The 25,861-nt window shown below is 69.2% G+C and carries 26 protein-coding genes and 1 other RNA gene; 8 read left to right on the top strand and 19 right to left on the bottom strand.

Going from position 1 to position 25,861, the window contains the following annotated elements; translation table 11 throughout:
- Positions 1-544 precede the first annotated feature (544 nt).
- Both ML539_RS12520 and ML539_RS12515 read right to left on the bottom strand, forming a co-directional pair.
- Complete coding sequence (locus ML539_RS12520; RefSeq protein ID WP_243324327.1) at positions 545-898, bottom strand: GIY-YIG nuclease family protein; 354 nt, start codon at positions 896-898, stop codon at positions 545-547.
- A 32-nt stretch (positions 899-930) separates the two neighbouring features.
- Entirely contained in the window at positions 931-1,527 is a 597-nt protein-coding gene (locus ML539_RS12515; RefSeq protein WP_243324325.1) for a DUF2239 family protein, read from the bottom strand.
- A 183-nt stretch (positions 1,528-1,710) separates the two neighbouring features.
- Here ML539_RS12515 and ML539_RS12510 point away from each other — a divergent pair, with 183 nt between their 5' ends.
- Positions 1,711-3,348, top strand: coding sequence for a SpoIIE family protein phosphatase (locus ML539_RS12510; RefSeq protein ID WP_243324323.1), 1,638 nt, complete (start codon positions 1,711-1,713; stop codon positions 3,346-3,348).
- Here ML539_RS12510 and ML539_RS12505 read toward each other — a convergent pair.
- Together ML539_RS12505 and ML539_RS15715 are read right to left on the bottom strand one after the other, a co-directional pair.
- Positions 3,332-4,096, bottom strand: a complete 765-nt coding sequence (locus ML539_RS12505) for a slipin family protein (RefSeq protein WP_243324322.1) — start codon at positions 4,094-4,096, stop codon at positions 3,332-3,334. The genes ML539_RS12510 and ML539_RS12505 overlap by 17 nt on opposite strands.
- Entirely contained in the window at positions 4,093-5,421 is a 1,329-nt protein-coding gene (locus tag ML539_RS15715; protein WP_243324320.1) for a nodulation protein NfeD, read from the bottom strand. Before ML539_RS15715 ends, ML539_RS12505 begins: the two co-directional genes overlap by 4 nt.
- Before the next feature lie 83 nt (positions 5,422-5,504).
- Between ML539_RS15715 and ML539_RS12495 the strand changes: the two genes are divergently transcribed.
- Both ML539_RS12495 and ML539_RS12490 read left to right on the top strand, forming a co-directional pair.
- Positions 5,505-6,251: a hypothetical protein gene (locus tag ML539_RS12495; RefSeq protein WP_243324318.1), complete on the top strand. Its 747-nt coding sequence runs from the start codon at positions 5,505-5,507 to the stop codon at positions 6,249-6,251.
- Entirely contained in the window at positions 6,252-7,124 is an 873-nt protein-coding gene (locus ML539_RS12490; protein WP_243324315.1) for a radical SAM protein, read from the top strand.
- Between the two features lie 4 nt (positions 7,125-7,128).
- On the opposite strand, the gene ML539_RS12485 is transcribed toward ML539_RS12490, so the two are convergent.
- The 3 genes from ML539_RS12485 to ML539_RS12475 are packed head-to-tail and all read right to left on the bottom strand — an operon-like array spanning position 7,129 to position 9,696.
- A complete protein-coding gene (locus ML539_RS12485) occupies positions 7,129-7,272 on the bottom strand; it encodes a hypothetical protein (protein WP_243324314.1) in 144 nt (47 codons plus the stop codon).
- A 7-nt stretch (positions 7,273-7,279) separates the two neighbouring features.
- On the bottom strand, positions 7,280-9,451 hold the full coding sequence (gene feoB, locus ML539_RS12480; protein WP_243324312.1) for a ferrous iron transport protein B: 2,172 nt from the start codon (positions 9,449-9,451) through the stop codon (positions 7,280-7,282).
- On the bottom strand, positions 9,451-9,696 hold the full coding sequence (locus ML539_RS12475; protein WP_243295881.1) for a FeoA family protein: 246 nt from the start codon (positions 9,694-9,696) through the stop codon (positions 9,451-9,453). Before ML539_RS12475 ends, feoB begins: the two co-directional genes overlap by 1 nt.
- Positions 9,697-9,785: 89 nt before the next feature.
- On the opposite strand from ML539_RS12475, the gene ML539_RS12470 reads away from it, so the two are divergent.
- From ML539_RS12470 to ML539_RS12460, 3 genes are read left to right on the top strand one after another with little or no spacing between them, the layout of a single operon-like run.
- The gene (locus ML539_RS12470; protein WP_243324309.1) at positions 9,786-10,358 is read left to right on the top strand and encodes a CDP-alcohol phosphatidyltransferase family protein; all 573 of its coding nucleotides are present in this window, start codon (positions 9,786-9,788) and stop codon (positions 10,356-10,358) included.
- Positions 10,355-11,389, top strand: a complete 1,035-nt coding sequence (locus tag ML539_RS12465) for an AI-2E family transporter (protein WP_243324307.1) — start codon at positions 10,355-10,357, stop codon at positions 11,387-11,389. The genes ML539_RS12470 and ML539_RS12465 overlap by 4 nt, the downstream gene beginning before the upstream one ends.
- 42 nt (positions 11,390-11,431) lie before the next feature.
- Positions 11,432-12,418, top strand: a complete 987-nt coding sequence (locus ML539_RS12460; protein WP_243324306.1) for a pseudouridine synthase — start codon at positions 11,432-11,434, stop codon at positions 12,416-12,418.
- 7 nt (positions 12,419-12,425) lie between these two features.
- Here the strand turns inward: ML539_RS12460 and ML539_RS12455 are convergent, their stop codons facing one another.
- The 6 genes from ML539_RS12455 to ML539_RS12430 all read right to left on the bottom strand — a co-directional run bounded on the left by ML539_RS12455 (position 12,426) and on the right by ML539_RS12430 (position 17,824).
- Positions 12,426-13,217 (bottom strand): SDR family oxidoreductase, encoded by a 792-nt coding sequence (locus tag ML539_RS12455; protein WP_243324305.1) that lies wholly within the window; start codon positions 13,215-13,217, stop codon positions 12,426-12,428.
- A gap of 55 nt (positions 13,218-13,272) precedes the next feature.
- Entirely contained in the window at positions 13,273-13,725 is a 453-nt protein-coding gene (locus tag ML539_RS12450; protein ID WP_243324304.1) for a DUF2721 domain-containing protein, read from the bottom strand.
- Positions 13,726-13,827: 102 nt separating this feature from the next.
- Positions 13,828-14,487 (bottom strand): GTP cyclohydrolase II, encoded by a 660-nt coding sequence (ribA, locus tag ML539_RS12445; protein ID WP_243324303.1) that lies wholly within the window; start codon positions 14,485-14,487, stop codon positions 13,828-13,830.
- 107 nt (positions 14,488-14,594) lie between these two features.
- On the bottom strand, positions 14,595-15,590 hold the full coding sequence (locus ML539_RS12440; RefSeq protein WP_243324301.1) for a bifunctional oligoribonuclease/PAP phosphatase NrnA: 996 nt from the start codon (positions 15,588-15,590) through the stop codon (positions 14,595-14,597).
- Between the two features lie 437 nt (positions 15,591-16,027).
- Positions 16,028-17,095: an adenosine deaminase gene (gene add, locus ML539_RS12435; RefSeq protein WP_243324300.1), complete on the bottom strand. Its 1,068-nt coding sequence runs from the start codon at positions 17,093-17,095 to the stop codon at positions 16,028-16,030.
- A gap of 228 nt (positions 17,096-17,323) precedes the next feature.
- Complete coding sequence (locus tag ML539_RS12430; protein WP_243295872.1) at positions 17,324-17,824, bottom strand: transcriptional repressor; 501 nt, start codon at positions 17,822-17,824, stop codon at positions 17,324-17,326.
- 104 nt (positions 17,825-17,928) lie between these two features.
- Here ML539_RS12430 and ML539_RS12425 point away from each other — a divergent pair, with 104 nt between their 5' ends.
- On the top strand, positions 17,929-18,480 hold the full coding sequence (locus ML539_RS12425) for a hypothetical protein (protein ID WP_243324298.1): 552 nt from the start codon (positions 17,929-17,931) through the stop codon (positions 18,478-18,480).
- 110 nt (positions 18,481-18,590) lie between these two features.
- Positions 18,591-19,307: a class I SAM-dependent methyltransferase gene (locus ML539_RS12420; protein WP_243324297.1), complete on the top strand. Its 717-nt coding sequence runs from the start codon at positions 18,591-18,593 to the stop codon at positions 19,305-19,307.
- Here the strand turns inward: ML539_RS12420 and ML539_RS12415 are convergent.
- From ML539_RS12415 to ML539_RS12390, 6 genes are all read right to left on the bottom strand, one after another.
- Positions 19,297-20,451 (bottom strand): MFS transporter, encoded by a 1,155-nt coding sequence (locus tag ML539_RS12415; protein ID WP_243324296.1) that lies wholly within the window; start codon positions 20,449-20,451, stop codon positions 19,297-19,299. The genes ML539_RS12420 and ML539_RS12415 overlap by 11 nt on opposite strands.
- Positions 20,452-20,474: 23 nt before the next feature.
- A complete protein-coding gene (locus ML539_RS12410; RefSeq protein ID WP_243324295.1) occupies positions 20,475-21,233 on the bottom strand; it encodes a GNAT family N-acetyltransferase in 759 nt (252 codons plus the stop codon).
- Positions 21,234-21,521: 288 nt separating this feature from the next.
- Positions 21,522-21,884: RNase P RNA component class A (gene rnpB, locus ML539_RS12405), an RNA gene on the bottom strand.
- 45 nt (positions 21,885-21,929) lie between these two features.
- Positions 21,930-22,304, bottom strand: coding sequence for a biopolymer transporter ExbD (locus ML539_RS12400; protein WP_243324294.1), 375 nt, complete (start codon positions 22,302-22,304; stop codon positions 21,930-21,932).
- 7 nt (positions 22,305-22,311) lie between these two features.
- Positions 22,312-23,064 (bottom strand): energy transducer TonB, encoded by a 753-nt coding sequence (locus ML539_RS12395; protein ID WP_243324293.1) that lies wholly within the window; start codon positions 23,062-23,064, stop codon positions 22,312-22,314.
- A 199-nt stretch (positions 23,065-23,263) separates the two neighbouring features.
- Entirely contained in the window at positions 23,264-25,831 is a 2,568-nt protein-coding gene (locus ML539_RS12390; protein WP_243324291.1) for a methyl-accepting chemotaxis protein, read from the bottom strand.
- Positions 25,832-25,861 lie beyond the last annotated feature (30 nt).

Genomic DNA, 25,861 nt, shown 5'->3' with positions numbered 1-25,861 from the left:
ACCCACCCTTGATGGATCGTGGTGGCCGCTGCGCTGCCATAGACATGACCGGCTCCTGGTTTGTTGAATACAGTGAATTCTGACCGGGTCCTCGTCAAGGAATGTTAATGAAATTAATGATTTATCGATCATGGAAAGAATCCATACACCCGAAGTTTTTTTCATGCAGCTGTACCCAAAACGATCTCAAATTAATAATTGAGCCTTAGCCGTAGATCCTGCATCAACGACCGTTGAGGTTGATTTTCAGGATCCTCAATGGCTGTGCCCGAGACGCTCGTGGGTCTTCGCACGACTTCCTGACTGAAGTTCCGTGGAAATCCAGCGAGAAATCCCGTGCGCTGTTTGGGTTTGATGGGAATGGGGTGGTTGGATTCTGATGACAGGGCGGGTTGAGTCGGAGACCCGGAAGCACCCTGGGGGTCCGGTCACGAAAAGGGGACGTGTGGTGGGGCGGGCCTCCACCCCACGAAGCGCTTCAGTTCGCATCGTGCTGCGGACGCAGCGAGCGGAGGGACAGCTCAGAGCTTCAGCCGCCTGGCTGTCAGGCGTTTCCAGGGGCCCCTTCGTTTTCGGCGAGGAGGGCCGTCCACTCGGCCTTCTTGGCCTTCAGCGTCTCCTTGAGGACCAGGGGGCTCATCTCTTCTTCGAGGACTTCAAGGATGACGTATTCGAAGGCCGCCTCGCCGTGCTGGTTCCAGGCCGCCTGCAACCCGCGGTCCAGGTGGCGGCCCTGGTTCAGTTGATGCCACAGGCCGTTCCGGGTGGTGTCGAGGTTCGGATTCGCGCCGGCCCACGCGCGGCCCGACGCCAGGTGGCGCACCGCATAGATGCCGGGGCGCGGCTTCCGCTCTTTGTAGGCCCGAAGCGCCGCTTTCCGATCGAAGGATTCGTCCATGTACTTTCCTCCCGTGTCCCAGGTCCGCGCCGTCAGGGTTCGGACACGAATGCCGCCTGTGCGAGCTTCCGCGCATGCTCCCGGATGTCCTCCGGCCAGGGCTGGATGTGCGTCTCGAAGGCCTCCGAGTTCTCGGCGTACATCGCCCGCAGGGCCTCCTCGTACCCGGGGGCGTCACCGGCCATGGCCGCCATGAAGCGGTAGGCGCGCTCCTGGGCCAGGCGCCGGCGCTCGCCGGCCGTCTCCGCCCGGCGGGCCTCTTCCACGAGCTTGCGCAGGGCCACCGAAGCCCCGCCGGGCTGGGCGCCGAGCCACTCCCAGTGCCGCGGGAGGAGGGTCACCTCCCTTGGCACGACGCCGAGCCTGGGCCGGCCCCTTCCTCGCGGCTTCTCCGGCTGTTCCGGCGGGCCGCCGAGGCGGGCGACCACATCCTCGGGCGTTCCGCGCAGGTCGAGGTCGATGACGCGGCCCGTTTCATCGTCGAACACCAGCACGCTTGGCGCCACATCCTCCGCTTGGCCGCCATCCACGCAGGCCTTCACGGCCACGGCCACCTGTCCCAGCAGACCGGAGGCGATGCGGCGCGGGCCGTCGAAGGCGGTGCAGAGCGTCAGCGTGCGGTCGGGCATGAGGGTAGCCTTTCCTGATTGTCTATTATTACCCGTATTAAAATATTTCCACAATAACATCCGTATAAAATTATCCGCACCGGTTTTTGCCAGACCACCACGAGGGTGGCTGCAAAAAAAAGTGGACCTTCTCGAAACTCACCGTGGCGTACGCCGGATGACTCGGACACAATCCTTGCCGCCATGGCTGCCATGACCTTGCATGTTCCGGGGCTCGACCCGCTCTTGCTGGAGGGGGAGGACGGCCGGGCCTGGCATTTCGGTCGCTCGCACCAGAACGAGGTGGTGATCGCCGATGGGGCCCTGAGCCGCCGGCACGCCCGGATCGTGATGCATCGGGGCGTTCCCTTCCTGGAGGACCTCGACAGCCGCAACGGCACCTTCATCAATGGCGAGCGGGTCCATGCCCCCCGTCCCCTGCGCGGCGGGGACGAGGTGCACCTCGGGTCCATCCACATCCGGGTGACGGGCGGAACCCTCGGTCCCGAGGTCCGGTTCCGCGACGAGAGCGGATCCTCGCCCCAGTCGAGCGTGGTCCTTCCCATCGACGAGGCCTGGCGAACCTGGCTGCCCACGGGCGCGCCGGACCGCATGGGGGCAGTGATCCGGGACCTCCAGGACCTCAGCCTGGAGCTCATCAAGGACGTGCCGCCCGGGACGCTCCTCGACCACGTGCTGGATCACCTCTGGAACCAGCTCCATCCCTGGCGGGCGGCGATCCTCCTGTCGGGCCCCGACGGGAACCTGAAGTCCGTGGCCTCCCGCGCCAGCGAAGGGCACGCCCCCATCAGCCTCTCCACGCATCTGGTGGAATCCGCCCTGGCGCGGCGCCAGGCCGTGCTGTTCCGTGATGTCGAAGCGGGCACCGCGAGCCCTTCCCTGCTTCTCAGTGGCATCACCACGGCCATCGTGGCGCCCCTGGAGTTCGAAGGCGCCATCCTCGGCCTGCTCTACCTCGACGCCAAGGCCCCGCGTCCCCCCTTCACCGAGCAGGACCTGGGCCTCGCCAGCACCTTCGCCCATCTGGCCTCGGCGAAGCTGGAGCAGGTCCGCATGCAGGAAGAAGCCCAGAGACGGCGCTCCCTGGACCAGGAGCTGGACCTGGCCAGGCACATCCAGCAAGGCCTCCTTCCCGGCCTGCCCCCGGAGATCCCAGGCTACGAGCTCCATGGCAACAACCTGCCCAGCCGCCAGGTGAGCGGCGACCTCTTCGGATGGTGGCTGCGGGAGGATGGCCGCTGGCTCCTCGCCCTGGCCGACGTCAGCGGGAAGGGCCTGGGGCCGGGGCTCCTCATGGCGAGCCTCTCGGCTTTCCTCGAAGCCTTCGGCGAGCGGGACATCGCGCCGGATGATCTGGCCTTCCACCTCTCCCGGTCCCTGGCCCGGCACACGGACGGGAAGCGGTTCGTGACGGCCTTCCTGCTCCTCTTCGAGCCCGCCACCGGCGAGGTGACCTACACGAACGCGGGCCACAACCCAGGCTACCTGGTGAGTGCCGACGGGACCTTCCGGGCCCTGGAATCGCAGGGGCTTCCCCTGGCCATGCTGCCGGGACAGCCATACGGCTCCGGCTCCTTCCGCTTGGAGCCCGGCGACCTTCTGGCGCTCTACACCGACGGCGTCACGGAAGTCGCGGCCCCGAACGGCGAGGAGTACGGCGAGGATCGCCTCCAGGCCTTCCTGCGGACGAGCCTGGCCCTGGGGCTCGATGCCATCGACGCCGGCCTCATGGCCGACCTGGAGGCCCACGCGAAGGGCGCCCCCTTCACGGACGACCGCACCATTCTTCTGCTCCGGCGGACCGCTAGCTCTTCTGGATGAAGGGGCGGAACAGCTCGCTGGGCAGCGGAATGAAGCTGGTGGTGTTGTGCTCGCTGGAGATCTCCACCATGGTCTGGAGGAAGCGCAGCTGGAGCGAGATGGGCTGCTCCGCCATCATGGCGGCGGCCTGCACCATCTTCTCCGCGGCCTGGAACTCGCCCTCGGCATTGACGACCTTGGCGCGCCGCTCCCGCTCGGCTTCGGCCTGCTTGGCCATGGCGCGCTTCATCCCGTCGGGCAGCACCACGTCGCGCACCTCCACGGTGCTCACCTTCACGCCCCAGGGTTCGGTCTGGCGGTCGATGATCTCCTGGAGCTTGAGGTTGATCATCTCCCGGTGCGACAGCAGCTCGTCCAGTTCCGACTGGCCCAGCACGCTGCGCAGCGTGGTCTGGGCGATCAGGGAGGAGGCCTTGAGGAAGTTCTCCACCTTGACCACGGCCGCCTGTGGGTCCACCACGCGGAAGTAGACCACCGCATCGACGGTCGCCGGGACATTGTCGCGGGTCATCACCTCCTGCTTGGGCACGTCGATGGTCACCACGCGCAGGTCCATCCGCACCATGCGGTCGATGAAGGGAATCAGGAAGATCAGGCCCGGTCCCTTGGAGCCCTTGAGCTTGCCCCAGCGGAAGATCACGCCGCGCTCGTACTCGCGCAGAATGCGGGCCGCCTGCGGCAGGACGATCAATCCCAGCGCCACGAGCACGACGATCCAGGGTCCCAGGTACATCACATAGGTGTTCATGGCCGCTCCTCCTCGGAAGTCCCCACGGGTTTCACCGTCAGAGTCAGGCCGTTCAGCGCCACGATCTCCACGACTTGCCCCGCCGCGATGGGCACGGCGCTGACGGCATCCCAGTATTCGCCTTCGAGGAACACCTTCCCTCGGGAGGCGTCGATCGGTTCCACGGCCGGGACGGTCCGGCCCAGCATCGCCTGGGCGCCGGCCCTGGCGGGCAGCCGCTGGGCGCGGATGCCCGCGCCAGCCACGAAGATGAAGAACAGGGCCGTCACGACGGTGGCCGGCACCAGCCACATCAGCGAGAGCCGCAGGAAGGGCTCGCTCCGGTCGAACAGCATGAACAGCCCGAGGAAGAACGCGATCACCCCGCCCCCCGTGAGCACCCCATGGGTCGGCGCGAAGGCGTCGATGGTGAACAGCACAAGGGCCACGGCGACAAGCGCCAGGCCCGTGATGTTCAGCGGCAGCACCGAGGACAAGTACAGCAGCAGGAGCAGGGCGATCACGCCCACCACGCCGGGCAGGATCGCGCCGGGGCTGGTCAGCTCCCCGATGATGCCGTACACCACGACCAGCATCAGGATCAGCATCACCTGGGGATGCGCGAGGCCCTGGAAGGCCCTCTCCCGCAGCGAGAGGGGGATCTCGACGACGGTCGCCCCGGCCGTCTCCAGCCGCCGGGCCCCGACCTCCCGGCCATCCAGCCGCCGCAGCAGGTCAGGCAGGTCCTCGGCGATCAGATCGACCACATTCAGCTCCAGGGCCTTGTCGGCGGGGATGGCGGCGCTCTCGCGCACCGAGGCCCGGGCCCATTCCATGTTGCGGTGCCGCTTGCCGGCGATGGCCTCCAGGTAGCTGGCGGCGAAGTTCTCCAGCTTCTGCTTCATCACCTCGTCCTGCTTCTCGCCCCCGCCGATCCCCACGGGATGGGCCGCGCCGATGCTGGTGGAGGGCGCCATGACCGCCACGTCGGCGGCCATGGTGATGAAGCAGCCCGCGCTGCCGGCCCAGGCTCCCTGGGGGGAGACATAGACGACGGTGGGCACCGGGGATCGCAGGAAGCTCTGGATGATCTCCTTCGTGGAGTCCAGGAGCCCGCCGGGCGTGTCGAGCTGGAGGACCAGGCACTGGGCCTCCTGGCCCGCAGCCTCACCGATGGCCCGCGCGACGTAGGTCGCCGTGGCCGGCCCGATGGTGCCCTGGATCCGGGCTACGCAGACACGCCGCTCCGGCGCACCGGGAGCCCACAGCATCGATGCGGTCAGGGCGACGAGCGCCGAGGCGGCCACCCGACGGAGCCGGGCCGCCAGGCACGCCGGGGATCTCACCCTTCCGCGACCAGTTCGCACAGCGACCTCGCGGGAACGCATCCAGTTTATCAACCGGGTCCAGCCGGCCTCATACTCGTCCCATGTTCGTGGCGGTGGGTCGGATTCCTGGAACTCCCGAGGCCGTGGCCCGGGCGGCGCGCCTGGCAGGCCTCGCCCTGCCGGACGCGGCGCGGATGCTGGCGGGCACCCTGCCCCGGATCCTCGCTCGGGCCACGCCGGACGGCGAAGGCCTGGCGGCGGCCCTCGTGGCGGAGGGCTTCCTTGCCTGGGCGGCCGAACCCTCCGCCGTTCCCACGGACGGAACCCGCCTGGTGGTGCGGAGCCTGGACTGGGAGCCGGGCGGCTTCCGGGCCGTGGATGCGAAAGGCCAGACCCACCCCTGCCCCCTGGACGCGGTCCGCCTCCTGCAGCGGGGAGCCCGGACCCAGAGCACCACCGAGGTCCTCAAGACCAAGGAGAGGCGCTTCGACCTGGGCAAGGCCGTCCTCAGCGGAGGGCTCCTGCTGACCAAGAAGGTCGAGAAGGTGGAGGAGCGCACCACCCACGCCAAGGAACCCTTCCTCCTGGTCCAGCGCGGGGATGGCCACCCGGACCTGATGGTCTACGAACACGGCATGGACTACCGCTGCCTCGGCGCGGACATGCGCCCCGCGACCCTGGCCAACCTCGCCCTGCTCTCCGCCCGGTTCCAGGCCCTCTGCCCGCAGGCGCCCCTCGATGACCGCGTGGGCCGCCCGGGCTTCGTGGCCGGCCTGCCCCACCTTCCCGTGGACCCGGTGGACCTGGCCCTGGACCTGGTGTCCGAGGCCCGGCGGAGGGGCTGCTGAGTGCGCTACGACGAGCCCCTCTTCCGCCCGCCCAGCGAAGCCGAGTCGTTCATTCTCCAGGCCACCCTGGGCTGCTCCTGGAACGCCTGCACCTACTGCGCAATGTACCGCGGCAAGCGGTACCGGGAGCGGCCCCTGGAGGATGTACTGGCCGACATCTCTGAGGCCGGGGCCCGCTTCGCGGAGGACGTCCGGCATGTCTTCGTGGCCGACGGAGATCCCCTGGCCATGGACATGGACTACTGGGAGCCCATCCTCCGGGCCCTCGCCGCGGCCTTCCCCCGCCTGCGGCGCGTGAGCACCTACGCCACGGCGCGTAACCTGCTGGAGAAGTCGCCCGGTGAACTGACGCGGCTCCGGGAACTGGGCCTGTCCCTCCTCTACCTCGGCCCGGAGTCCGGCGATGACGAGACCCTCCGCCGCATCGCCAAGGGGGCCACGGCAGAGGAGCACGCCGAGGCCGCCCGCAAGGCCCGGGAGGCGGGAATGGACCAATCCCTGATGTTCCTCCTGGGCGCGGGTGGACGCGAACGCAGCGAGGCGCACGCCCGCGCCTCGGGCCGCCTGGCGACGGCCATGGACCCCCGCTTCCTCTCCACGCTGACCCTGGCCGTGGTCCCCCACACCCCCCTCGCCGCGCTGGAGGACCAGGGACGCTTCGAACTCCCGGACCTGCCGGGGCTCCTGAGGGAACTGCGCTGGTTCCTGGAGGAGGCCCGCCCCGGCAACGCCATCTTCCGGTCCAACCACGCCTCGAACCACCTGCCCATCGGCGGCCGCCTGCCCCGGGACCGGGAGGCCATGCTGGCCGCCGTCGACGCCGCGCTCGAAGGCCACATTCCGCTCCGGCCCGAATGGGCGCGAGGACTCTAGCCCCTCAGTGCCGCCGGGCGGCGGGACAGCCGCCGGAGCTGCAGTGGGAGCACGCGTTTCCCGCCTTCAGGTCCCGGTAGGCGCCGCGCAGGAAGTAGAAGGCCGACCAGCTGACGGCGGAGGCGACGAGGACGAGCTGGAGGTTCATGGGCACCTCACGCGAAGCCGAGGGCGCGGCCGGCGACCACGGTGACCCAGGCCAGGCCCCAGCCCAGGACCAGGCCATAGGCGATGGTGAAGCCCGCCCAGCCCCAGCTGCCCGCCTCGCGGCGGATCATGGCGACGGTGCCCAGGCAGGGCGTGTAGATGAGCGTGAACACCATGAAAGCCAGGGCCGTGAGGGGGCTCAGGCCCGAGTTGTCGCGCAGGGACACCTGGAGCGGGCTGAGGCGCTCGCCCGCCTTGGGCTCGTCGCTGGCCTGGTGGATGACCGCCATGGTGGAGACCACGATCTCCTTGGCGACGAAACCGGCGGTGAGGGCGATGACATCCTTCCAGGCCTCGGCGCGCTTGTGCTCCGGATCGAGGATGGGCCGAAGGAGGGGGGAGGCCTTCTGGCCCAGCCGCGCGGCCAGGCTCGTGTTCACGATGCGGCTCTCGTGGGCCAGCTGGAGGGCCCGGAGGCGGTCCTCCTCCTCGGCCCCGGGCAGCTTCAGGGCGGCCACGGCCTGCCGCTGCTCCTGGTACTGGGCGGTCCACTCCTGGTTGGCGATGCCGGGATAGCGCGAGAGGAACCAGATCAGCGTGGCGCCCGCGAAGATGGTCGTGCCGGCGCGGGTGAGGAAGACCGAGCCCTTCTCCCACATGTGGATGAGCGTGGCCTTCAGGACCGGCAGCCGGTAGGGCGGCAGCTCCATCACGAAGGGTGAACTCGGGCCGGCGAACAATGCGCTGCGCAGGATGCGGCCCATGAGGACAGCCAGGCCCAGGCCCAGGAAGTGCATGGCGATGATGGCCAGGGCCGCCTTGAAGGGCGTGAAGAAGGTCCCCGCGATGACGATGTAGACCTGGAGGCGCGCGGAGCAGCTCACCAGGGGCGTGACGAGGATGGTGATGAGACGGTCCTGCCGGCTCTCGATGGTGCGGGCGGCCTGGATGGCCGGCACGTTGCAGCCGCTGCCCATGATGAGGGGGATGAAGCTCTTCCCGTGGAGGCCCATGACATGCATGAGGCGGTCCATGATGAAGGCCGCCCGGGCCATGTAGCCCGTGTCCTCCAGGAAGGCGATGCAGCCCATGAGGATCATGATCACGGGCACGAAGACGATCACCGCGCTCACGCCGGGGATCACGCCATCCACCAGCAGGCTGGTCAGCTCGCCGGCGGGCAGGTGGGCCCCGGCGAAGTCGGACAGGGCCTTGAAGCCCTCGGCGATCCAGTCCTGGGGGATCTTCCCGAGGATGAAGGACACCGAGTAGACCAGGGCCAGGATGCCCACGAAGATGGGGATGCCCAGCCAGCGGTGGGTGAGCACCGCGTCGAGCCTCGCGGTGGGAGTCCTGCCCTCGTCCGGCGCCGTGGCCACCTCCTTCACCAGGCCGTGGGCGAAGCCGTAGCGGCGCTCGGCGATCAGCGTCGCGCCATCGGCGCCCAGGTGGGGCTCCAGGAAGGCGAAGCTCTTCGTGAGCTGCTGGCTGATGGCTTCGCTGGCGTGGCTCTCCGCCACCCGCCGCTTGGCCTCGGCATTGTTCTCCAGCAGCTGCAGGGCCAGCCAGCGGGGCGGCATGGCTTCCTCGAGCTTCTCATCGCGGCAGATCTCGGTCTCGAGCTTGGCCAGCTCGCCCTCGATATCGTGGCCATAGTCCACAGTGATGCGGCGGCAGCGGGTGGACTCGCCGCGGGCCAGCACCGCCAGGAGGGCCTTGAGCTCGGGGATGCCCTGGGCCCGGTTGCCCACGGTGGGGATGACCGGGCCGCCCAGCAGGGTCTCCAGGGCCGCCACGTCGATGTGGACGCCCCGGCTTTCAGCGTCATCCACCATGTTGAGGACGAAGGCCACGGGCTTGCCCAGCTCCAGGAGCTGAGTGCTGAGGTAGAGGTTGCGCTCCAGGTTCGAGGCGTCCAGCACGTTCAGGACCAGGTCCACCTCCGGGGAGGCCAGGAACTGGGCGGCAACCCGCTCATCCTCGCTGCGAGCCGCCAGGGAGTAGGTCCCGGGAAGGTCCACCACCTCCAGGGTCAGGCCGTCCTGCTCGAAGGCGCCGCTGCGCCGTTCCACCGTGACGCCGGGCCAGTTGCCCACGTGATGGCGGGACCCGGTGAGGGCATTGAAGAGCGTGGTCTTCCCGCAGTTGGGATTGCCCGCCAGGGCGATGGTGAGGGACATCAGGCCACCCGGTGCACGAGGATGCAGGCGCTCTCGTCCCGTCGCAGCGACAGGTGGTAGCCCTTGATCACGAGTTCCATGGGATCGCCCAGGGGGGCCAGCTTCTCCACCCTCAGGCGCGCGCCCCGGATGAAGCCCATCTCCAGCAGGCGCTGACGGATCTGACCCTGCGCCTTGACCTGGATCACCTCCCCCTGGTCCCCCGGTTGGAGGTCGCTCAGCGGGATTGATAGATTCTGAGTCATAATCTCAACTCCAGACCATAGTCTAACTCCCCATTAGGGTGCTACAAGGTCTAAGTCAAAGGATGTGATCTCCGTCTAAACTGGATCCGATGCCCACGACCAGCCCCCTGACCCTGCCCAATGCACTGACCCTGCTGCGGATCCTGGCCATCCCCTTTTTCGCCATCGCGGTCTGGTACGGACACCACTGGCAGGCCTTCATCATCTTCGGGGCGGCGGGGCTCACGGACCTGCTGGACGGGCTCATCGCCCGGGTCTTCGACCAGGGGTCGGACCTGGGCGCCGTGCTGGATCCGGCCGCCGACAAGCTGCTCATGACCACGGCCTTCGTGCTTCTGGCCTGGCGCACCCAGGGCATGGCCGCGCCCATCCCCGTGTGGGTGGCGATGCTGGCCATCACGCGGGACCTGGTGATCTCCTTCTACGCCTTCGCCTCCGTGGACCGTCTCAGTGACAGCAAGTTCCACCCCAGCCTCCTGGGCAAGGTGAGCACGGCGGCCCAGCTCGTGGCCGTGTCCCTGGGCCTGCTGTTCAATGCCCTGGGCTACCGGCCCTGGATGGACCCCTTTCTGCCGGAGATGTACTGGGTGGTGGCGGGCCTGGTGCTGGCCTCGGGCATCCACTACTTCGTGCGGGCCACCCGGACCGCCGCCGCGGGATGACGGACCGGGGCCGGATTCCCCTCCGCTTCGCCCTGGCCGCGGCAACGGCCCTGCTGGCCCTCTGGCTGCTGCGGCGGGCCCTGGCCCCCTTCTTCTTCGCCATGGTTCTGGCCTACCTGCTGGGCCCCCTGGTGGACCGCCTGGCCGGGCGCCTGGGCCGACCCTGGAGCGTGGTGGCGGTGCTCAGCGGCTTCGTGGTCGTGGTCGGTGGCCTGTTGATGATCCTGTTGCCCTGGCTGGCGGACCAGGGCGAGCGCCTCGCCACCTCCCTGCCGGGCTGGAAACAGGCCCTGGAGGCAAGGCTGCTGCCCTGGTTCCAGGCCCACCCGGCCTGGCAGGCCCGCCTGGAGCGCGGCCTGGAGGGCCTGGATCCGGGACTGCTGCTCCGCGGCCTCCGCGCTACGGGCGGCGGCCTCCTGGGGTGTTTCCTCGACCTGCTGGCCCTCATCCTCGTCCCCCTGATCCTCTACTACCTGCTGCTGGAGGGTCCCCGGCTCGTCGCCAACCTCCGGGGCCTGGCGCCCCCGCGGCACCGGGAGCGCATGGACCGTATGGCCGGAGCCATCCACCAGCGCCTGGGCGGCTACATCCGCGGCCAGGCCGCCGTGGCCGCGGCCATGGCTCTCCTCCAGGGAACCGCCTTCGCCCTGCTCGGCGTGCCCTACGCCTGGCTGCTGGGCCTGGTGGCCGGCGTGTCCAACGTCGTGCCCTACTCACCCTACCTGACCGCCCTGCCGCCGGCCCTGGTGCTGGCCTACCTGGACGGAGGGCGCACGGGGCATCTCGTGACCCTGGCCCTCGTGTTCATCGCCGTGCAGAAGGCCGAGGCCTTCTACTTCACGCCCGTCTGGGTGGGGCGCGCCAGCCGCCTGCATCCCCTGGAGGTGCTGCTGGCCCTCACGGCCTTTGGCTTCTGGTTCGGTGTGCTGGGGCTCATCTTCGCGGTGCCCCTGGCGGTGGTGCTGAAGGTGGCGGCCGAGGAGCTGCTGGCGGACTACCGGGCCCATCCCTGGTTCGGCGAGGAAGCCTGATAGACTGGGCCTTCCGCGTCGGGAGACGCCGAAGGAGCCGCCATGAGAAAGCCCGCCCCGAAGGGGCCCCGCACCGCGCCCGCCACCCGCAAGCCCGCCGCTGGCCGGCCAGCCCGGCCCTCAGCGCCAGCCCGGCCGGCCGCAGGTCCCAGCCGGTCTTCGTCGACCGTTCGGTCCGCCTCGGGCCCTGCCGGCCGTTCCGCTTCCGGCGCTCCCACGCGCAGGCCGGCCAACGACAAATCCCGGCCCGCGGCCAAGCAGGCCCCGCGCAAGGCCGTGGCGCCCCGCGCCGGCGGCGCTTCACGCCGCCCTCCGCAGGCCGGCCAGGAGCGGCTCCAGAAGATCCTCGCCGCCGCCGGCATCGACAGCCGCCGGGCCTGCGAGCAGATCATCCTCGACGGCCGCGTGCAGGTGAACGGGAAGACCGTCGCTGAGCTGGGCGCCCGCGCCGATCCGCGCCGGGACGAGATCACCGTGGACCTCATCCCCATCCACAAGGAGGCCCCGGTCTACATCCTCATGAACAAGCCCAAGGGCTACGTCACCACTGTGAAGGACGACCAGGGCCGGCCCACGGTGATGGCGCTCCTCAAGGGCGTGCCGGGCCGCCTCTACCCGGTGGGCCGCCTGGACTTCAACTCCGAGGGCCTGCTGCTCATGACCAACGATGGCGCCCTCGCCCAGGTGCTCATGGGCCCCGAGCACGAGATCCCCAAGGTCTATCTGGTCAAGGTCCACCGCACCCCGAAGCCCGAGCTGCTGAAGGAATTCGAGGCCGGCTTCCTGCTCAGCGGGCGCCGCCTGAAGCCCTGTCACATCGAGATCGCCGAGAAGGGGGACAACCCCTGGCTGAAGGTGACCCTCACCGAGGGCAAGAACCAGCAGATCCGCCGCATGTTCGCCGCCGTGGGCCATCCCGTGAGCAAGCTGCGCCGGGTGCAGTTCGGTCCCCTGGCGGACCCGCTGCTGAAGCCCGGCGCCTGGCGCTTCCTGAACCCGCAGGAGATCGCGGCGATCAAGAGCCTGTAGGCCCGCTCTACAGCAGCGAGGAGATCGCCCCGCCATCCACGGCCAGGGTGCTGCCGGTGATGTAGGAGGCCCCGGGTCCCGCCAGGAAGGCCACGGCCTCGCCGAATTCCCTCGGCTCGCCGTAGCGTCCCACAGGGATGCGGGCGCCCTGCTCCGCCCGGATGTCCTCCATGGTCTGCCCGCTGGCCTTCGCGGCTTCGCCGTCGAGGAAACGGACCCGGTCCGTGAAGATGCGCCCCGGAGCCACGCAGTTCACAGTGATGCCATCCTTCGCCACCTGCCCGGCGAGGGTCTTGGCCATGGCCGTCACCGCGGCCCGCAGCGAGTTGGAGAGCACCAGCGCGGGAATGGGCTGCTTGACCGCGCTGGAGGTGACGAAGAGGATGCGGCCCCAGCTCCGTTCCTTCATGCCAGGCACGACCGCCCGCGCCAGGCGCACGGCGGGCATGAGCAGGCTGTCGAAGGCCCCCTGCCAGGCGGCGTCGTCGAAGGCCATGAAAGGCCCCGGCTGCGGTCCACCTGTGTTGGAGACCAGCACGTCCACGTGGGCGTAGGCGGCCAGGGTGGCCTCCACCAGCCGCTGGATGTCCTCGGCGCGACCCAGGTCCGCCACCACCGGCAACACCGCGCGCCCGGTGGCCCGACGGATCTCCTCCGCCGCCTTCTCCACGGCTGCCTGATCCCGACCGCAGATGGCCAGGTCGCAGCCAGCCCGCGCCAGGGCCTCGGCCGAGGCCCGGCCCAGGCCCCTGCTGGCCGCCGTCACGAGCGCCACCTTGCCTTCCAGTTCCTGCCCCATGGGTGCCCTCCTGCGGGGCATTGTGGCATCCGGGAGCCGGGGAAAGGTCAGCGAATCAGGCCAGGTGCAGGCTCCGCACTGCCAGCAGGATCTCCCGCAGGAAGAACACCAGGGCCGCCACGAAGGCCGCCATGGCCAGGATGAAGAGCAGGGCCACGGGCACCGCCACGCTGGCCTTCAGCACGGCCCCCAGGAACACGGTGGCGATGCTGACGCAGACCAGCAGTGCCGCGGTGGTGCCGGAGGTGATGGCGAAGTTGATGAAGCGCCGCCGCCGGGCCAACGTCTGCATCTCGTCGTGGATGGCGGAGTGCCGACGTTCCGGTACCTCCTCCAGGAGGTCCTTCAGCGCCCGGGCCCGGTCCACAATGCGCGCCAGCCGGGTGGACAGCACGCCGAGGATCGTCCCGATGGAAGTGAGCAGGAAGACCGGCGCCACCGACAGCTGGATGACGTGGGAGATGTCAGTGATGGTCTGGGCGGAAACGGGGGGCGCGGGGGCGGGCATGGCTTTATTGCTATCAGCTCTCAGCTGTCGGCTGTCAGTAAAAAAATGCCGTGCCCCCCTTGAGCTGAAAGCTGAGAGCCGACAGCCGACAGCTGACAGCTCCTACAGCGCCTCTTCCTCGAAATCCAGCATGTGCCCGCTCTTGCGGGCCTTGGTCTTGAGGTAGCGCAGGTTGTGGGGGTTGGAGGCCAGCTGGTGGCGCTCCCGCTCGACCTCAATGCCGGCGGATTCCAGAGCCCCGATCTTGCGGGGATTGTTGGTCAGCAGCTTGACCTTGGTGATGCCGAAGAAGTTGAGCATCTCCACGGCACAGTCGTAGGTGCGCAGATCGTCCGGGAAGCCCAAGGAGTGGTTGGCCTCCACGGTATCGAGCCCCTGCTCCTGGAGGGCGTAGGCCTTGAGCTTGTTCAGGAGTCCGATGCCGCGGCCCTCCTGGCGGAGGTAGAGGACGATGCCGCCGTGCTCGGCCACGTGGCGGAGACCCTCCTCCAGCTGCTGGCGGCAGTCGCACCGGAGGCTGCCCAGCACGTCGCCCGTCCAGCACTCGGAGTGGATGCGCACCGGAATGCGGCGGCGGGCATCGATCTCGCCTGCCACGATGGCCAGGTGCTCCTTGCCCGTGGCGTGCTCCAGGAAGCCGTAGACCGTGAACTTGCCGAAGATCGACGGCACGTTGGCCTTGGCGATGAAGGGCACCTTCTCCGCCTGGAGCTTGCAGAACAGTTCGAGTTTCGGGGCGCTGCTGGGTTCTTTGGGCGACATGGGGGTCCGGGAGAAAGTGCGGCTGATCCATTGGATGCCGCCCGGGAGGAAAATGAAGTCTGGGACCTGGATCTTTTCGGGGCAACCGGTTCCCGGCCCGTCCTGCACTAGACCATATCGCGTTCCATCTGGGCCAGCACCGCCGTCTCCACCTGGGTGATGAAGGCCTCCAGCGGCAAGGAGGCCTTGGCGCCGGACGCGAGACGGTGGCCCCCGCCCCCGAACAGGCGGCAGACGGCGTTCACGTCCACCTTCTCGCGGGAGCGGAGGCTGACCTTGGCCCGGCCGTCCGCCGCCTCCGAGAACAGGGCGGCCACCTCGACGCCCTTCAGCTTCCGCGGTTCCTCCACCAGCTCGTCCAGGTCCTCGTGGGTGGCGCCGCAGGCGGCCAGGTCGGCCCTGGTCACGGCCACGTAGGCGAAACGACCGCCATCCCTCATCTGGAGCCCGCCCATGGCCCGGCCGAAGAGCTTGAGCTTGGCGGGCGTGGCGGTCTGGTAGAGGGCGTTGTAGGTGCGCGCCGGGTGGACGCCCTGGGCGATGAGGTCGGCCGCCGCCTGGTGGATCTTGGGGGTGGTGTTGGAATGGCGGAAGTTGCCCGTGTCGCTCACCATGCCCGCGTAGAGGGCCTGGGCCATCACCGGCGGCAGGTCCCCGCCGATGCGGGGCCGCACCAGGTCGTAGACCAGCTCCGTGCTGGCGCTGGCGGTGGGATCCGTGAACTCATCGTCGAAGCCGTGGGGCGCGTCCTTCAGGTGATGGTCCAGGCAGGCCCGTTCGGCCTTCGTGCCCTCGAAGGCGGCGAAGAGCGCCCCCATGCGGTGGGGCTCGGACGCATCGATGAGGAGCCAGGCGTCCGGCCAGGCGGCGAGGTCCGCGTGGACGCCCGCGGGATCGTAGGCCTCGATCCAACCCTCAGGATCCAGGAACCGCAGGTTCTCCGGCAGGACGGGCGCCACGACGATGCGCGCCTCCTTGCCCTGCCCTTTCAGGTGGCCCGCCAGGGCCACCGCGGCCCCCACGCCATCCCCGTCCGGGTTCTCGTGGGTGGTGAGAAGGACCTTGGCGTGGCCATCGAGAAAGTCGGCAAAGCGATCGAGCATGAATCCTGACCTCGGTAGTCAGGATATCAGAGCTCATTCTTCTTCTCGGTATCGGCTTCGCCGATACGCGAGACCGCGCCGACCCATTGAGGCCTCACAGCTACGTCTTCTTCTCGGTATCGGCTTTGCCGATACGCGAGACCACGCCGACCCATTGAGGCCTCACAGCTACGTCTTCTTCTCGGTATCGGCTTTGCCGATACGCGAGACCACGCCGACCCATTGAGGCCTCACAGCTACGTCTTCTTCTCGGTATCGGCTTCGCCGATACGCGAGACCGCGCCGACCCATCGAGGCCTTACAGCTGCTGCTTCTTCTTCTCGGTATCGGCTTTGCCGATACGCGAGACCGCGCCGACCCATCGAGGCCTCACAGCTACGTCTTCTTCTCGGTATCGGCTTCGCCGATACGCGAGACCGCGCCGACTCATCGGGGCCTTACAGGTGCTCCTTTTTGCTCTCCAGGCTGCCCGGCTTGAAGGCCTTCAGCTCGTGGACCACCTCCGCCAGCAGGGCCCGCTTGAGGGCATAGGGCAGGAAGGCGCTCTTGAAGCCCATGATGATCAGGTCCTTGATCTCCTCAAGGCTGAAGCCCAGGTCCTCGTGGATGACCTGGAACTCGCGGCTCACGGTGGTGTTGGTGACCATGCGGTTGTCCGTGTTCACGGTGACGCGCAGGCCCAGGTCGTAGAACAGGCGGATGGGGTGGTCCGCCATCTTCTTCACGGCCTTGGTCTGCACGTTGCTCGACGGGCAGCACTCCAGCGGGATGCGGTGGTCGTTCACGTAGTTCAGCAGGTCGCCGTCCTCGATGAGCCGCACGCCGTGGCCGATGCGGTGGGCGCCGCAGAGGTGGATGGCCTGGTGGATGCTCTCCGGGCCGTAGGCCTCGCCCGCGTGCAGGGTGCAGTTGATGTTGTTCTGGAGCACGCGGCCGAACGCGTCTTTGTGGCGCTTGGCGGGGAAGTTCTCCTCGGCGCCCGCCAGGTCGAAGCCCACCACGCCCTTGTTCTTGAAGGCCACGGTGAGGTCCGCCAGGCGCAGCGAGATGTCGGGCGAGATGTGGCGCATGCCGCAGAGGATGACGCCGGTCTTGATGTTGTACTGCCGTTCGGCCTGGGCCAGGCCCTCCAGCACGGCCTGGACGATGCCATGCAGCGTGAGCCCCTTCTGCTGGTGGAGGATGGGGCTGTAGCGCACCTCCATGTAGCGGACGTTCTCCTTGGCCGCGTCCTCCGCCAGCTCGAAGGCCGTGCGCACGAGGCTCTCATAGGTCTGCATCACCGAGAGGGTGACGTCGAAGGCCTTGAGATACTCGACGAGGGACTTGCACTCCTCGCCCACCTGGACGAAAGGCCGCAGGCCTTCAGGCGTGTCCGCGGGCAGCTTCACCTTCTGCTGCTCCGCCAACTCGAGGATGGTGGTGGTCCGGAGGCTGCCGTCCAGATGGACATGCAGATCCGTCTTCGGGAGGCGCTGGAGATCCTGGATCGTGAGTTTCGGCATGGCCTAGCCTAGCGCTTCGCGGGGCGGGCGACCATCCGATGAGGACGTTGGAATAAGCAGAAGCCCGGCTTCGCCGGGCTTCTGCGCGGGGGTCCGGGGGGAGGCTCCATCTCCATGAGCCCTGGAAGGGCGAATGGGAGCGGCGCCCCGCGCCGCATCAGATGGAGGGGCGCCGCTCGCCCTTAGATCCGCGCAACGCATGCGTTGCGCGGGGAACCCCGGAAAGCGTCATACGTTCAGCTGGCTCATCCGATGCGCCAGCGTCGGCGCGTCCGTCTCGCGGCTCTGGCACTCCTTGCACAGGCCGAAGATCTGGTGGCTGTGGTGCATGGGCCGGAAGCCGTACTCGTGGCAGATGGCCTCCTGGAGGGCTTCCAGGTCAGGGCGGAAGAATTCGATGATGGCGTCGCAGTTCAGGCAGATCAGGTGGTCGTGGTGCTCGTTGCTGCGCACGGCCTCGTAGTGCGCGTGCTGGTCGCCGAAGCTGCTCTTCCGCACCAGACCGCACTGCACCAGCAGATCCAGGGTGCGGTACACCGTGGCCCGGCTGATGGCCTTGCCCTTCTGCTTGAGCGCCATGTGCAGCTGGTCTGCGTCGAAGTGGTGGACCTGGCCGAAGACCTCCTCCACCAGCTCGAGGCGCTCACCGGTCAGCTTGAGCTGCCGCGATCGCAGGAAGGTTTCGAAGCGCTGCTGTTCCTCGGGGCGTTCGATCTTGGGTTTGCGCATGGAATCCTCGGTGGCAAGTCTAACCGGTCCAGTCGACAGATCGTATTTTACAGATGAAAACCCAAAGCGTATTATGTATCAACCGTATGCATACTGGAGCCCCTATGGCCATCGTTATTATCCAATCGCCCAATCTGTCGTCGGACCAGAAATCTCGCATCGGGGAGCGGGTCATCACGGCGCTCCAGCAGGAAGGCCTGCCGCCCGGCTCCGTGGTGGTGCTCTTCCGCCCCGAGCGCGGCGACATCTACCTCGATGGCCTGCTGGTGCAGGCCCAGGCGTCCGCGCCCGTCCAGGCCGCGGCCCCGCCGGCGCCCAAGCCCGCTGCCCCCGCGTCCGTGGCCGCTCCGCCGGCCTTCAAGACCAAGGCCCGCCGATCCAAGCCCGAACTGGAAGACCTGAAGGGGGACCTGATGCGCGCCCTCCAGGACAGGGGGTCCCTCAGCAGCTTCGAGGCCCAGGTGGCCCTGGACCTCAAGGATTGCGACTGGGCCCCGGCCACGCTCCGCCGCCTCTTCACCGAGCTGGAGGAGGCCAAGCTGATCACCAAGAGTGGCCAGAAGCGCGGGACCCGCTATGTCTGGAAGGGCATCGTCAACACGCCCCAGTCCACGCCCATCGTGAAGCTCGTGAAGGCGGACACCGACGAAGCGTGATGTTCTCCGGGGGGTCTCCGCGCAACGCCTGCGTGGCACGGATCCATGGGGCCGCTGCGCGCACACCCCCGGGCCTCTGCTTTTGCGCCCGAGCCCTGCCACACTCGGGCATGGACTGGTTCGCCTGGGACTTCGACCACCCCGCCTATTTCCAGATCTACGCGGACAAGGACGCGGAGGCCGCCGCCGAAGGGCCGGCGCTCGCGGCCTTGCTGGACCTGCCTCCGGGCAGCCGGGTCCTGGACCTGCCTTGCGGCTGGGGCCGCCTCCAGCCTCACCTGGTGGCCCGGGGCTGGGAAACTGTGGGGGGCGACCTCAGCCGGATGAACCTGGATCGCCACCGGAAGGATCACCCCGCGACCCTGGCCCGCCTCGACCTCCGCGCCCTCCCCTTCCGGGCGGGCTGCGCGGATGGCGTCTTCTGCGCCTACACCAGCTGGGGCTATTTCGCCACGGACGCGGAGAACCTCCGCCAGCTGGCCGAGTTCGCCCGCGTGCTCCGGCCCGGCGGCGCCCTGCTCCTGGACCTGGCCGGCCGCTCCTCCCTTCGGCGCACCATCGCGGAAGTCGAGGGGCAGTGGCTGGAATTTCCCGATGAAGGCTACGAGGAACGCGCCACCTGGAGTCCCGACGGCCGCCGCATCCGCACGGAGCGCCGCTGCCAGGGCGAGGCCTTCCGCCACGACATCTGGATTCCCACGGACACCGAGGTCCGGACCAGCCTCGCGGCGGCGGGCTTCGAAGTCGTGGCAGCCTATGGCGGCCTGGACGGCCGGTCCTGGTCGGAAGATGCGGAACGCTGGATCTACCGTGGGGTCAGGCGCTGAGGCTCCTCGTGACCAGCAGGTAGGCGCCGAAGCCGAGCCCCGAGAGCCCCATGGCCAGAGGCAGGCCCAGTCCCTGCACCAGGGCGCCGCCCACCAGGGGGCCCACCATCAGGCCCACGGAGTACGCCAGGTTCAGGATGGAGAAGGCGGAGGCGAAACTCTGGCTGCCCTGCCGCTCCACCTGGTCGGCCACCGCGGGGCTGCAGGGGCTCATGATGAAGCTGGCCGTGCTGCCCAGCCCCATCATCGCCAGTACCACCATCCAGGACCGGGGCAGCAGCACCGGCAGGGGGATGAAGACCACCGCCAGCACCAGCCCCATGCGGAGCACCCGCACCCGCCCGATGCGGTCCGAGAGGGCACCCATCAATGGCGAGGTGAAGGTGTGGGCCAGGGCCGCCGCCGCGAAACAGAGACCGATCTGGGTCGGCGACTGGCCCAGGCGCCGGTCCAGGTGCAGCGGCAGGGTGGATTCCAGCAGGGCCCACAGGCAGGAACCCAGGGCCATGGCGCCAGCGAAGACCCGGATGGTCGGATTGGACAGCAGCTGGCGGAAAGGCAGCTGCAGCCCCTGGCCGGATTCGGTCTCCGGCAGAAGGAAGGCGCGACCCGCCGCATCCAGGGCCACCAGGACCGCCCCCAGGACGAAGGGTGCGGTGGGGCCCGCGTGCTGATCGAGGAACCCTGAGAGCGGGGGCCCGATCAGCACGCCGAGGTTCGCGGCGGCGAACGCCGTGCCCATGGCCTTACCCCGGGATTCGCTCGGAAAGATGTCCGCCAGCAACGCCATGCCCGGAAGCCAGGTGGCCGCCCCCGCCACGCCCTGGAGGAAGCGGGCCAGCACCAGCAGCCAGTACTGCTTCGACACGGCGAAGACCAGCGTGGTGATCCCCAGCCCCGCCAGGCCCCAGAGCATGGGCGCACGGCGGCCGAAGCGGTCCGTGAGGCGGGCCACGGGGAAGGTGGCCGCCAGCAGGGCCACGGCGTAGCTGCCGAAGAGGATCCCCACCTCCATCTGGTTCAGATGGAGGTCCCGCGCATACCGGGGCAGCAGGGGCACCAGCAGGTAGTAGAGGAGCATGTCCACGTGGAAGGCCAGGGCCGTCACGAGGAGCGCGGCGGTGGGGGGAGCGGGACGGCGCATCCCCCCACTATCGCATCGGGCTCTCAGCCCCGCGCCATCTCAACCTTGGGGTAGGCGGCCCGGAAGCCGCAGGCCTCGTAGGACCGCTGGCTGGCGGTGCCCGGGGCCGTGGAGGCGCAGGCCAGGTCACAGGCGCGGACCCGCGCGAAGGCCAGCCGCGCAGCGATGAGGGCCTTCTGCAATCCGCGGGCCCGGAAGCGCGGCAGCACCGCATCGCCCGAGAGCAGGGCCACGCCCTCCACGACGCCCAGCAGGCCGCCTCCGGCCAGCTCTCCGTCCACGAAGGCCAGGAAGCCCCAAGCATCCGGCACCTCCAGGGACACCTCGAAAGGCGGCGTCAGGTCCCGCCAGTCATCGCGCTCGAGAAACCCTGCCGCGACCACGCGGTTGAAGATCCCGGCCTCGTCGAGCCGGGCTTGCCGGACCAGGCCTTCCGAACCTGCCGCAGGTGGGCCCTCCAGGGATCGCGCCCACAGCTGCTGGAAGGCGTGGAGGCGGTACCCCCGGCGCGCCAGCAGCGTCCAGAGCGATGGATCGGCGCCGGGACTGAGTTCCAGCACGGTGGGCACGCCGAGGAAGGCCTCGAGGGCCTCCAGCTCTGGTTCGGTGATCGGCTCGATCAGCCCCAGCGCCTGATTGAGGGGGTGGGCCTCGCCGCGAAGGTGCGCGAAGCCGCCGCCCACTGACAGGCTGCGGCCTCCGGCCGCCTGGTTGAATCGTTCGTTCTGGAGGGCCTGGGCGCGCTCGAGACGGCGCGCCAGGCAAGTCAAGTCGTGGAACATGGGAATCTCCGAAAAGGGGGGTCCGCCCGCCCGGAGGCGCGGCGAAAGACACAGGGTCGCGCCCTTGCGTCAGCCCAGGCGCGGGCTCCCGGCGCCAAGTCCAGGCGCGGAACAGGAGCGATGTCGGCAGCGGGTCAGAGGCCTATCCAGAGAAGTCACCAGGGTAGCCGAACCTTCGAGGAAATCGTCAAGCAGGGGCACGGCTCCGCCGAGCCTCTGCTCGGGGGTCCGGGGGTGTGCGCGCGAGCACGGGACCCCCGGTTTGAACCGGCGAAGCCCCCTTGCGGGGGCTCCGGTGGATCGGTAAGCCGGGTTCTGTCGTGGGACGTCATTCCTCTGGGATGGATGTCGCCATCCAACTCAAGCGACCTACCCGCCGGCTCGGTCGGGTCAACCCTCGCCGCTTGCGCGGTGCGCCGGCCTATTTGGTCTTGCTCCCTGGGGGGTTTACCGTGCCCGTCCTGTTGCCAGTCCGGCGGTGGGCTCTTACCCCACCGTTTCACCCTTGCCTGTGATCCGAAGATCCATCGGCGGTCTGCTCTCTGTTGCACTGTCCGTCGGGTCGCCCCGCCCTGGTGTTACCAGGCCCAGCACCCTGTGGAGCCCGGACTTTCCTCTGCCCTTGCGAGCAGCGACGCCCTGATCCACAAGGGTCGAGGCTAGCACGATCCAGGAGGTCGTACCAAAGACCCGCGGCTAGCTGCCCTCCGGCGTGGCGATCAGGGCCGGCAAGGCTTCCGGCCGGCCCGCCTTGACGGCGTCGAGGACGCCCGTGGCCCGGTGGAGGGGCAGCGAAGGGTGGACCCGGAGCACCACCTTCCCGGTCGTCGCGTGGATCCGCGCGGGCAGCTCAGCCAGCGTGACCTTCACGCCATCCAGGTCGAGCGAACCGTCCGCCCCGAGGGTGAGGCGGAGGATCGGTCCCGGGACCCCGGCCCCGGCGCCCCCGGGGAGGGAGGCGTCGAGGGCCCGGGGCAGGACCGGAACGAGGGTGATGAAGACGATCAGGAGCACCAGGACGATGTCCACCAGGGGCGTGATGTTGATGTCGCTACGGATCTTCGTGACCATGGCATCCTCACCTCAACCGGAAGTTCAGGGTGAGCCGGAAGCTCGCCGCCGCCGGGTGGCCATCCATCAGGGCGGGTTCGAAGCGCCACTGGCGGGCGGCCTGCAGCGCGGCATCCTGCAAGGCCGGGTGGCCGTCCAGGACCCGCACCTGCATGGGCACGCCACGTTCATCCACCACCATCATCAGAACCACCGTGCCCTGGACATGGGCCCGGCGAGCCAGATCCGGGTAGATGGGATCCACGCGATGGAGGATCGCCGGAGCGGTGGTGGTGAAGTCGTGGATCGCCGGGCCCGCTGCGGGACCTGCGGGGCCGGTGGCCGGGATGGCGGGGCCCGGAAGCGCGGGCCCTGCCCCGGGGACCTCCAGGTGGCGATCCAAGGTGGGAAGCCCCGCGGCGGGCTCCACCGGATCCGCCCGCGTGGGCGCCCCGGTGGTGACGGCGGCGCTGCCGCCTCCCACGCTCCCGGTGGCTGTGGGCGCCTGACGTTCGACGGGACGCGGGCGCGGAGGCCCGTCGAGCTCAATCGGTCTCCAGGGAGGGGCGGGCGGAAGCGCCGGCGCCAGGACGACCTTCGGCCCGAAGGACGCGATGGCCACGGCCCCGCCGGCGAGCAGGAGGTAGGTCAAGGCGGACAGCGAGGCCGCGCGGAAGGTGTCCGAAGGCGGCGCCGAAGCGAGGATGGCGTGGGGCTGCAGGGTGGGCGGAAGGTCCGGGAAGGCAGGCCCCCGGCCGCGCCGGAGCGCGAGGATGGACATGGGATCTCCTGTGGGTGGCGACTGTGGCCTTCCGCAGAACCCACGCCCACCGAAGGCGGCGGACATCAGGTTGGTGGCAATCCCGGGCCCTGGATCACACACCGTCTGGAGGAGGTCCAAAGATCGCTTGCATCAGGTATCGGCGGTGAAGCACCGCTGTCAAGGCACCTACCTGGATTAGGGTCGGGGATCTTCCAGATCACTCCGCGGAAGGCAGTGGCAGCACCCACCCCTTGCGCTGGAGATCCTCCAACAGCTGCCAGGCCGCGCGGTACGGATCGGGGCTCTGCCCGCCAAGCACCTCCGATTGAAGGCGGGCGCGGAGCGGGGCCAGATCCGGATGGGGCGCGCCGGCCATGCCCGCGCCAGCCTGGAAGAGCCGCAGGAGCAGAGCCTCCGGATGGTCGTGGCCCAGGGCCGCCGCGCAGAGGACCGCTTCCCCCTCTCCTTCCTGCGCCCCGGCCTGAAGCAGGCGGTTCAGGAACGGGCGGAGGCTTGTGGCGTCAGCCCCCAGGCCCAGGCATCGAACCTTCGGCTGGGCCTCGAGGCGCTCACCCGGGTCGCTCCCCGCGAGCCAGGGGCAGGGTGGCCGGTGCCCCTCATAGGGCAACCCCAGCAGGAAGGTCTCATGTTGCGGATCATCCCGGACCCAGGCATGGACCAGGCGCATGAGGCTGCTCCGCCGGACGGGCTCCATGCCCGGACCGCACCAGAAGAACCGCTGCACGGGGGCCATCCGCGGACCCATCTCGCGGAGCGGGGCTCGCCAGGCCGCGGGGTCCACGGTCATGTCGAGCCCGAGGCCTGCCAGGAAGCGGGGAAATCCCGAGTAGGGGAAGGGCAGCCGGACATCGACCCCCTCTGCGGAGACATGGACTTCCGTGCCCGGAAGGCAGGCTCGCAGGGGGCTCTCCCTGAGCGTCTCCTGCAAGGCATGTCGATGGTCCTCGGCGCCGAGGCCTTCGGCGAGGACGAGCCGCCAGGCCTGGCCATCGTCGTCGCAGGACCAATCCGCCACGGCGGAGGGTTCGGGACGTCCGAGGGCATCCAGCCCCAGGACGAGCATCCGGATCCCCCCGGTCGGGTCCGGACGGCCGAAGGGGCGTGCGCGCCCCATGCATTCCAGCAGGCGCGGGCGACGCTGGGCCCTGGCCCAGGCGACCCGGTTCCACGCGGGATCCGTCCGGTCTTCGGGTCCCAGGAGGCTGGCCAGGTCGCCGTGGGCAATCTGGCGGTAGGCCTCGCTCTGGCGGAGGGCCTGGTGGCCTTCGAGGATCCCCCAGATCTCCTCCATGTTCTTCTGGGCGATCCGGGAGAGGTCGCGGCCCGCTTCGGCCATGTGCCTGCCGGTCCTGACCAGCTGATCCATCTCGGCCGCCGCCTTGGCCTCCACGCCCCACTGGCGGCTCAGGGCCGATTGGAGGGCCGCCGAACACTCGCCGATTTGGAGAAGGGACTGTTCCGCGCGATCCGAGGCCTCCTGCACCTGCCCCACCAGGGCCACCTGGGCCTCCAAGGTCCGCTCCAGGTCCTGTCCCTGCTGATCCAGATGGCTTGCCACATGGAGGAGCTCCTGAATGCCCGAACCGAGGCGCTGCGTCACCTCCTGGAGGTCCCACAGTCCCGCGCTCTCCCGCTCCATGCCCTGCTGGTGCTCATCGAGGACCCGCCCCAGGTCCGCCGCCCCCTGCGAAGTCTGGTCGGCCAGGCCGCGGAGGCGCCCGCCGATGGTCTGCAGGCGGGGCCCGCCACCGCCCTGCTGGGCGAGGATCGCAGTGTTCACCGCCAGCAGGCCGGCCTGCTGGGCCGCCTGATCGATGACGTGGATGGCTCCCTGCGCGCCGCCGAAGGATTCGATCCGCCGCTGCGATTCGACTCTGAAGCCTTCGATGCGGCGGGCCAGGGCCTCCGCCTGGTCCCGCAGGTCATCCGCCGAGGTCCGGAAGCGCCGGAGCTGCTCCGCCCGGATCCGGGTCTCCTCCACGAGCCTCGGCGTGTGGGTCGCCAGGCCCTTGACCGCCAGGTCGAGACGCGCGCCCTGACGCACCCCGGCGTCCGCCAGCCGCCCCAGGGATTCCTCGCCTTCCCGCAGGCGGGGGAAGGTCTCCTTCAGGTCGTCCATCAGCCCTTCGACCTTTTCGAGCCGCCCCTGGGCCTGTTCCATGGCGGCCCTGAAAGCCTGTCCCTGGATGCGGTGCTGGTCCGCCCTGAGCCGCAGCTCCAGTTCGATCCGGTCGACCTTCACGGAGCGCTCCACCACGTCCCGGAGGTCGCGGCCGAAGGTCACCAGCCGTTTCCGGACCGCGACCTGCGCCGCCCGATCCTCGCCGGACCGCTGCTGGACTTGCCCCATCAGCCCATCCAGGTCTGCCCACTCGCGGAGGACGGCCCGGTGGAGGGACTCCAGGCGCCCGTCCATCAGGCGGCCTTCCTCCAGGAGGAGGTTGAGCGCCTTCGTCACCTCAAGGTCCCCCGGCTCCATGCCCGCGGGAGGAGCGAGCGGCGCGCGATCGCCCCGGAGGATGCGGCCGGCCCAGTCCGCCAGCAGACTCTCCGGCGCCAGGCTCCGCTGCCAGGCCAGCCACCGGCGTCCCAGCAGCACCAGCCCCGCGGCCGCCATCATCAGAACCGCGGCCTCCGCCGGCCGTAGCGACGCCGAGGCCGTGAAGAGGAGGTAGGCCGCGGCGCCCAGGAGGGGCAACACCGCGAGGTCCGCCAGCCAGGAGCGGATGCCGCCCAATCCCACGAAGACGCTCCCCAACCTCATGCCCATCCTCAAGCCATGAGTTCCCATCGG

The sequence above is a fragment of the Geothrix sp. SG200 genome, from assembly GCF_022808935.1.
Lineage (GTDB): Bacteria > Acidobacteriota > Holophagae > Holophagales > Holophagaceae > Geothrix > Geothrix alkalitolerans.
Note: the sequence above shows the minus strand (reverse complement) of the source record. Positions and strands in the feature narration are given on the sequence as shown.

What these genes read in the sequence shown, in the direction of transcription:
- ML539_RS12450 (WP_243324304.1), bottom strand. Translation starts at nt 13,725, where the DNA reads ATGCCCGCCCCCGCGCCCCCCGTTTCCGCCCAGACCATCACTGACATC.
- ML539_RS12495 (WP_243324318.1), top strand. Translation starts at nt 5,505, where the DNA reads ATGTTCGTGGCGGTGGGTCGGATTCCTGGAACTCCCGAGGCCGTGGCC.
- ML539_RS12415 (WP_243324296.1), bottom strand. Translation starts at nt 20,451, where the DNA reads ATGCGCCGTCCCGCTCCCCCCACCGCCGCGCTCCTCGTGACGGCCCTG.
- ML539_RS12470 (WP_243324309.1), top strand. Translation starts at nt 9,786, where the DNA reads ATGCCCACGACCAGCCCCCTGACCCTGCCCAATGCACTGACCCTGCTG.
- ML539_RS12440 (WP_243324301.1), bottom strand. Translation starts at nt 15,590, where the DNA reads ATGCTCGATCGCTTTGCCGACTTTCTCGATGGCCACGCCAAGGTCCTT.
- ML539_RS12515 (WP_243324325.1), bottom strand. Translation starts at nt 1,527, where the DNA reads ATGCCCGACCGCACGCTGACGCTCTGCACCGCCTTCGACGGCCCGCGC.
- ML539_RS12425 (WP_243324298.1), top strand. Translation starts at nt 17,929, where the DNA reads ATGGCCATCGTTATTATCCAATCGCCCAATCTGTCGTCGGACCAGAAA.
- ML539_RS12475 (WP_243295881.1), bottom strand. Translation starts at nt 9,696, where the DNA reads ATGACTCAGAATCTATCAATCCCGCTGAGCGACCTCCAACCGGGGGAC.
- add (WP_243324300.1), bottom strand. Translation starts at nt 17,095, where the DNA reads ATGCCGAAACTCACGATCCAGGATCTCCAGCGCCTCCCGAAGACGGAT.
- ML539_RS12410 (WP_243324295.1), bottom strand. Translation starts at nt 21,233, where the DNA reads ATGTTCCACGACTTGACTTGCCTGGCGCGCCGTCTCGAGCGCGCCCAG.
- ML539_RS12430 (WP_243295872.1), bottom strand. Translation starts at nt 17,824, where the DNA reads ATGCGCAAACCCAAGATCGAACGCCCCGAGGAACAGCAGCGCTTCGAA.
- ML539_RS12455 (WP_243324305.1), bottom strand. Translation starts at nt 13,217, where the DNA reads ATGGGGCAGGAACTGGAAGGCAAGGTGGCGCTCGTGACGGCGGCCAGC.
- ML539_RS12520 (WP_243324327.1), bottom strand. Translation starts at nt 898, where the DNA reads ATGGACGAATCCTTCGATCGGAAAGCGGCGCTTCGGGCCTACAAAGAG.
- ML539_RS12505 (WP_243324322.1), bottom strand. Translation starts at nt 4,096, where the DNA reads ATGAACACCTATGTGATGTACCTGGGACCCTGGATCGTCGTGCTCGTG.
- ML539_RS12465 (WP_243324307.1), top strand. Translation starts at nt 10,355, where the DNA reads ATGACGGACCGGGGCCGGATTCCCCTCCGCTTCGCCCTGGCCGCGGCA.
- feoB (WP_243324312.1), bottom strand. Translation starts at nt 9,451, where the DNA reads ATGTCCCTCACCATCGCCCTGGCGGGCAATCCCAACTGCGGGAAGACC.
- ML539_RS12460 (WP_243324306.1), top strand. Translation starts at nt 11,432, where the DNA reads ATGAGAAAGCCCGCCCCGAAGGGGCCCCGCACCGCGCCCGCCACCCGC.
- ML539_RS12400 (WP_243324294.1), bottom strand. Translation starts at nt 22,304, where the DNA reads ATGGTCACGAAGATCCGTAGCGACATCAACATCACGCCCCTGGTGGAC.
- ML539_RS12510 (WP_243324323.1), top strand. Translation starts at nt 1,711, where the DNA reads ATGGCTGCCATGACCTTGCATGTTCCGGGGCTCGACCCGCTCTTGCTG.
- ML539_RS12420 (WP_243324297.1), top strand. Translation starts at nt 18,591, where the DNA reads ATGGACTGGTTCGCCTGGGACTTCGACCACCCCGCCTATTTCCAGATC.
- ML539_RS12485 (WP_243324314.1), bottom strand. Translation starts at nt 7,272, where the DNA reads ATGAACCTCCAGCTCGTCCTCGTCGCCTCCGCCGTCAGCTGGTCGGCC.
- ML539_RS12390 (WP_243324291.1), bottom strand. Translation starts at nt 25,831, where the DNA reads ATGAGGTTGGGGAGCGTCTTCGTGGGATTGGGCGGCATCCGCTCCTGG.
- ribA (WP_243324303.1), bottom strand. Translation starts at nt 14,487, where the DNA reads ATGTCGCCCAAAGAACCCAGCAGCGCCCCGAAACTCGAACTGTTCTGC.
- ML539_RS12395 (WP_243324293.1), bottom strand. Translation starts at nt 23,064, where the DNA reads ATGTCCATCCTCGCGCTCCGGCGCGGCCGGGGGCCTGCCTTCCCGGAC.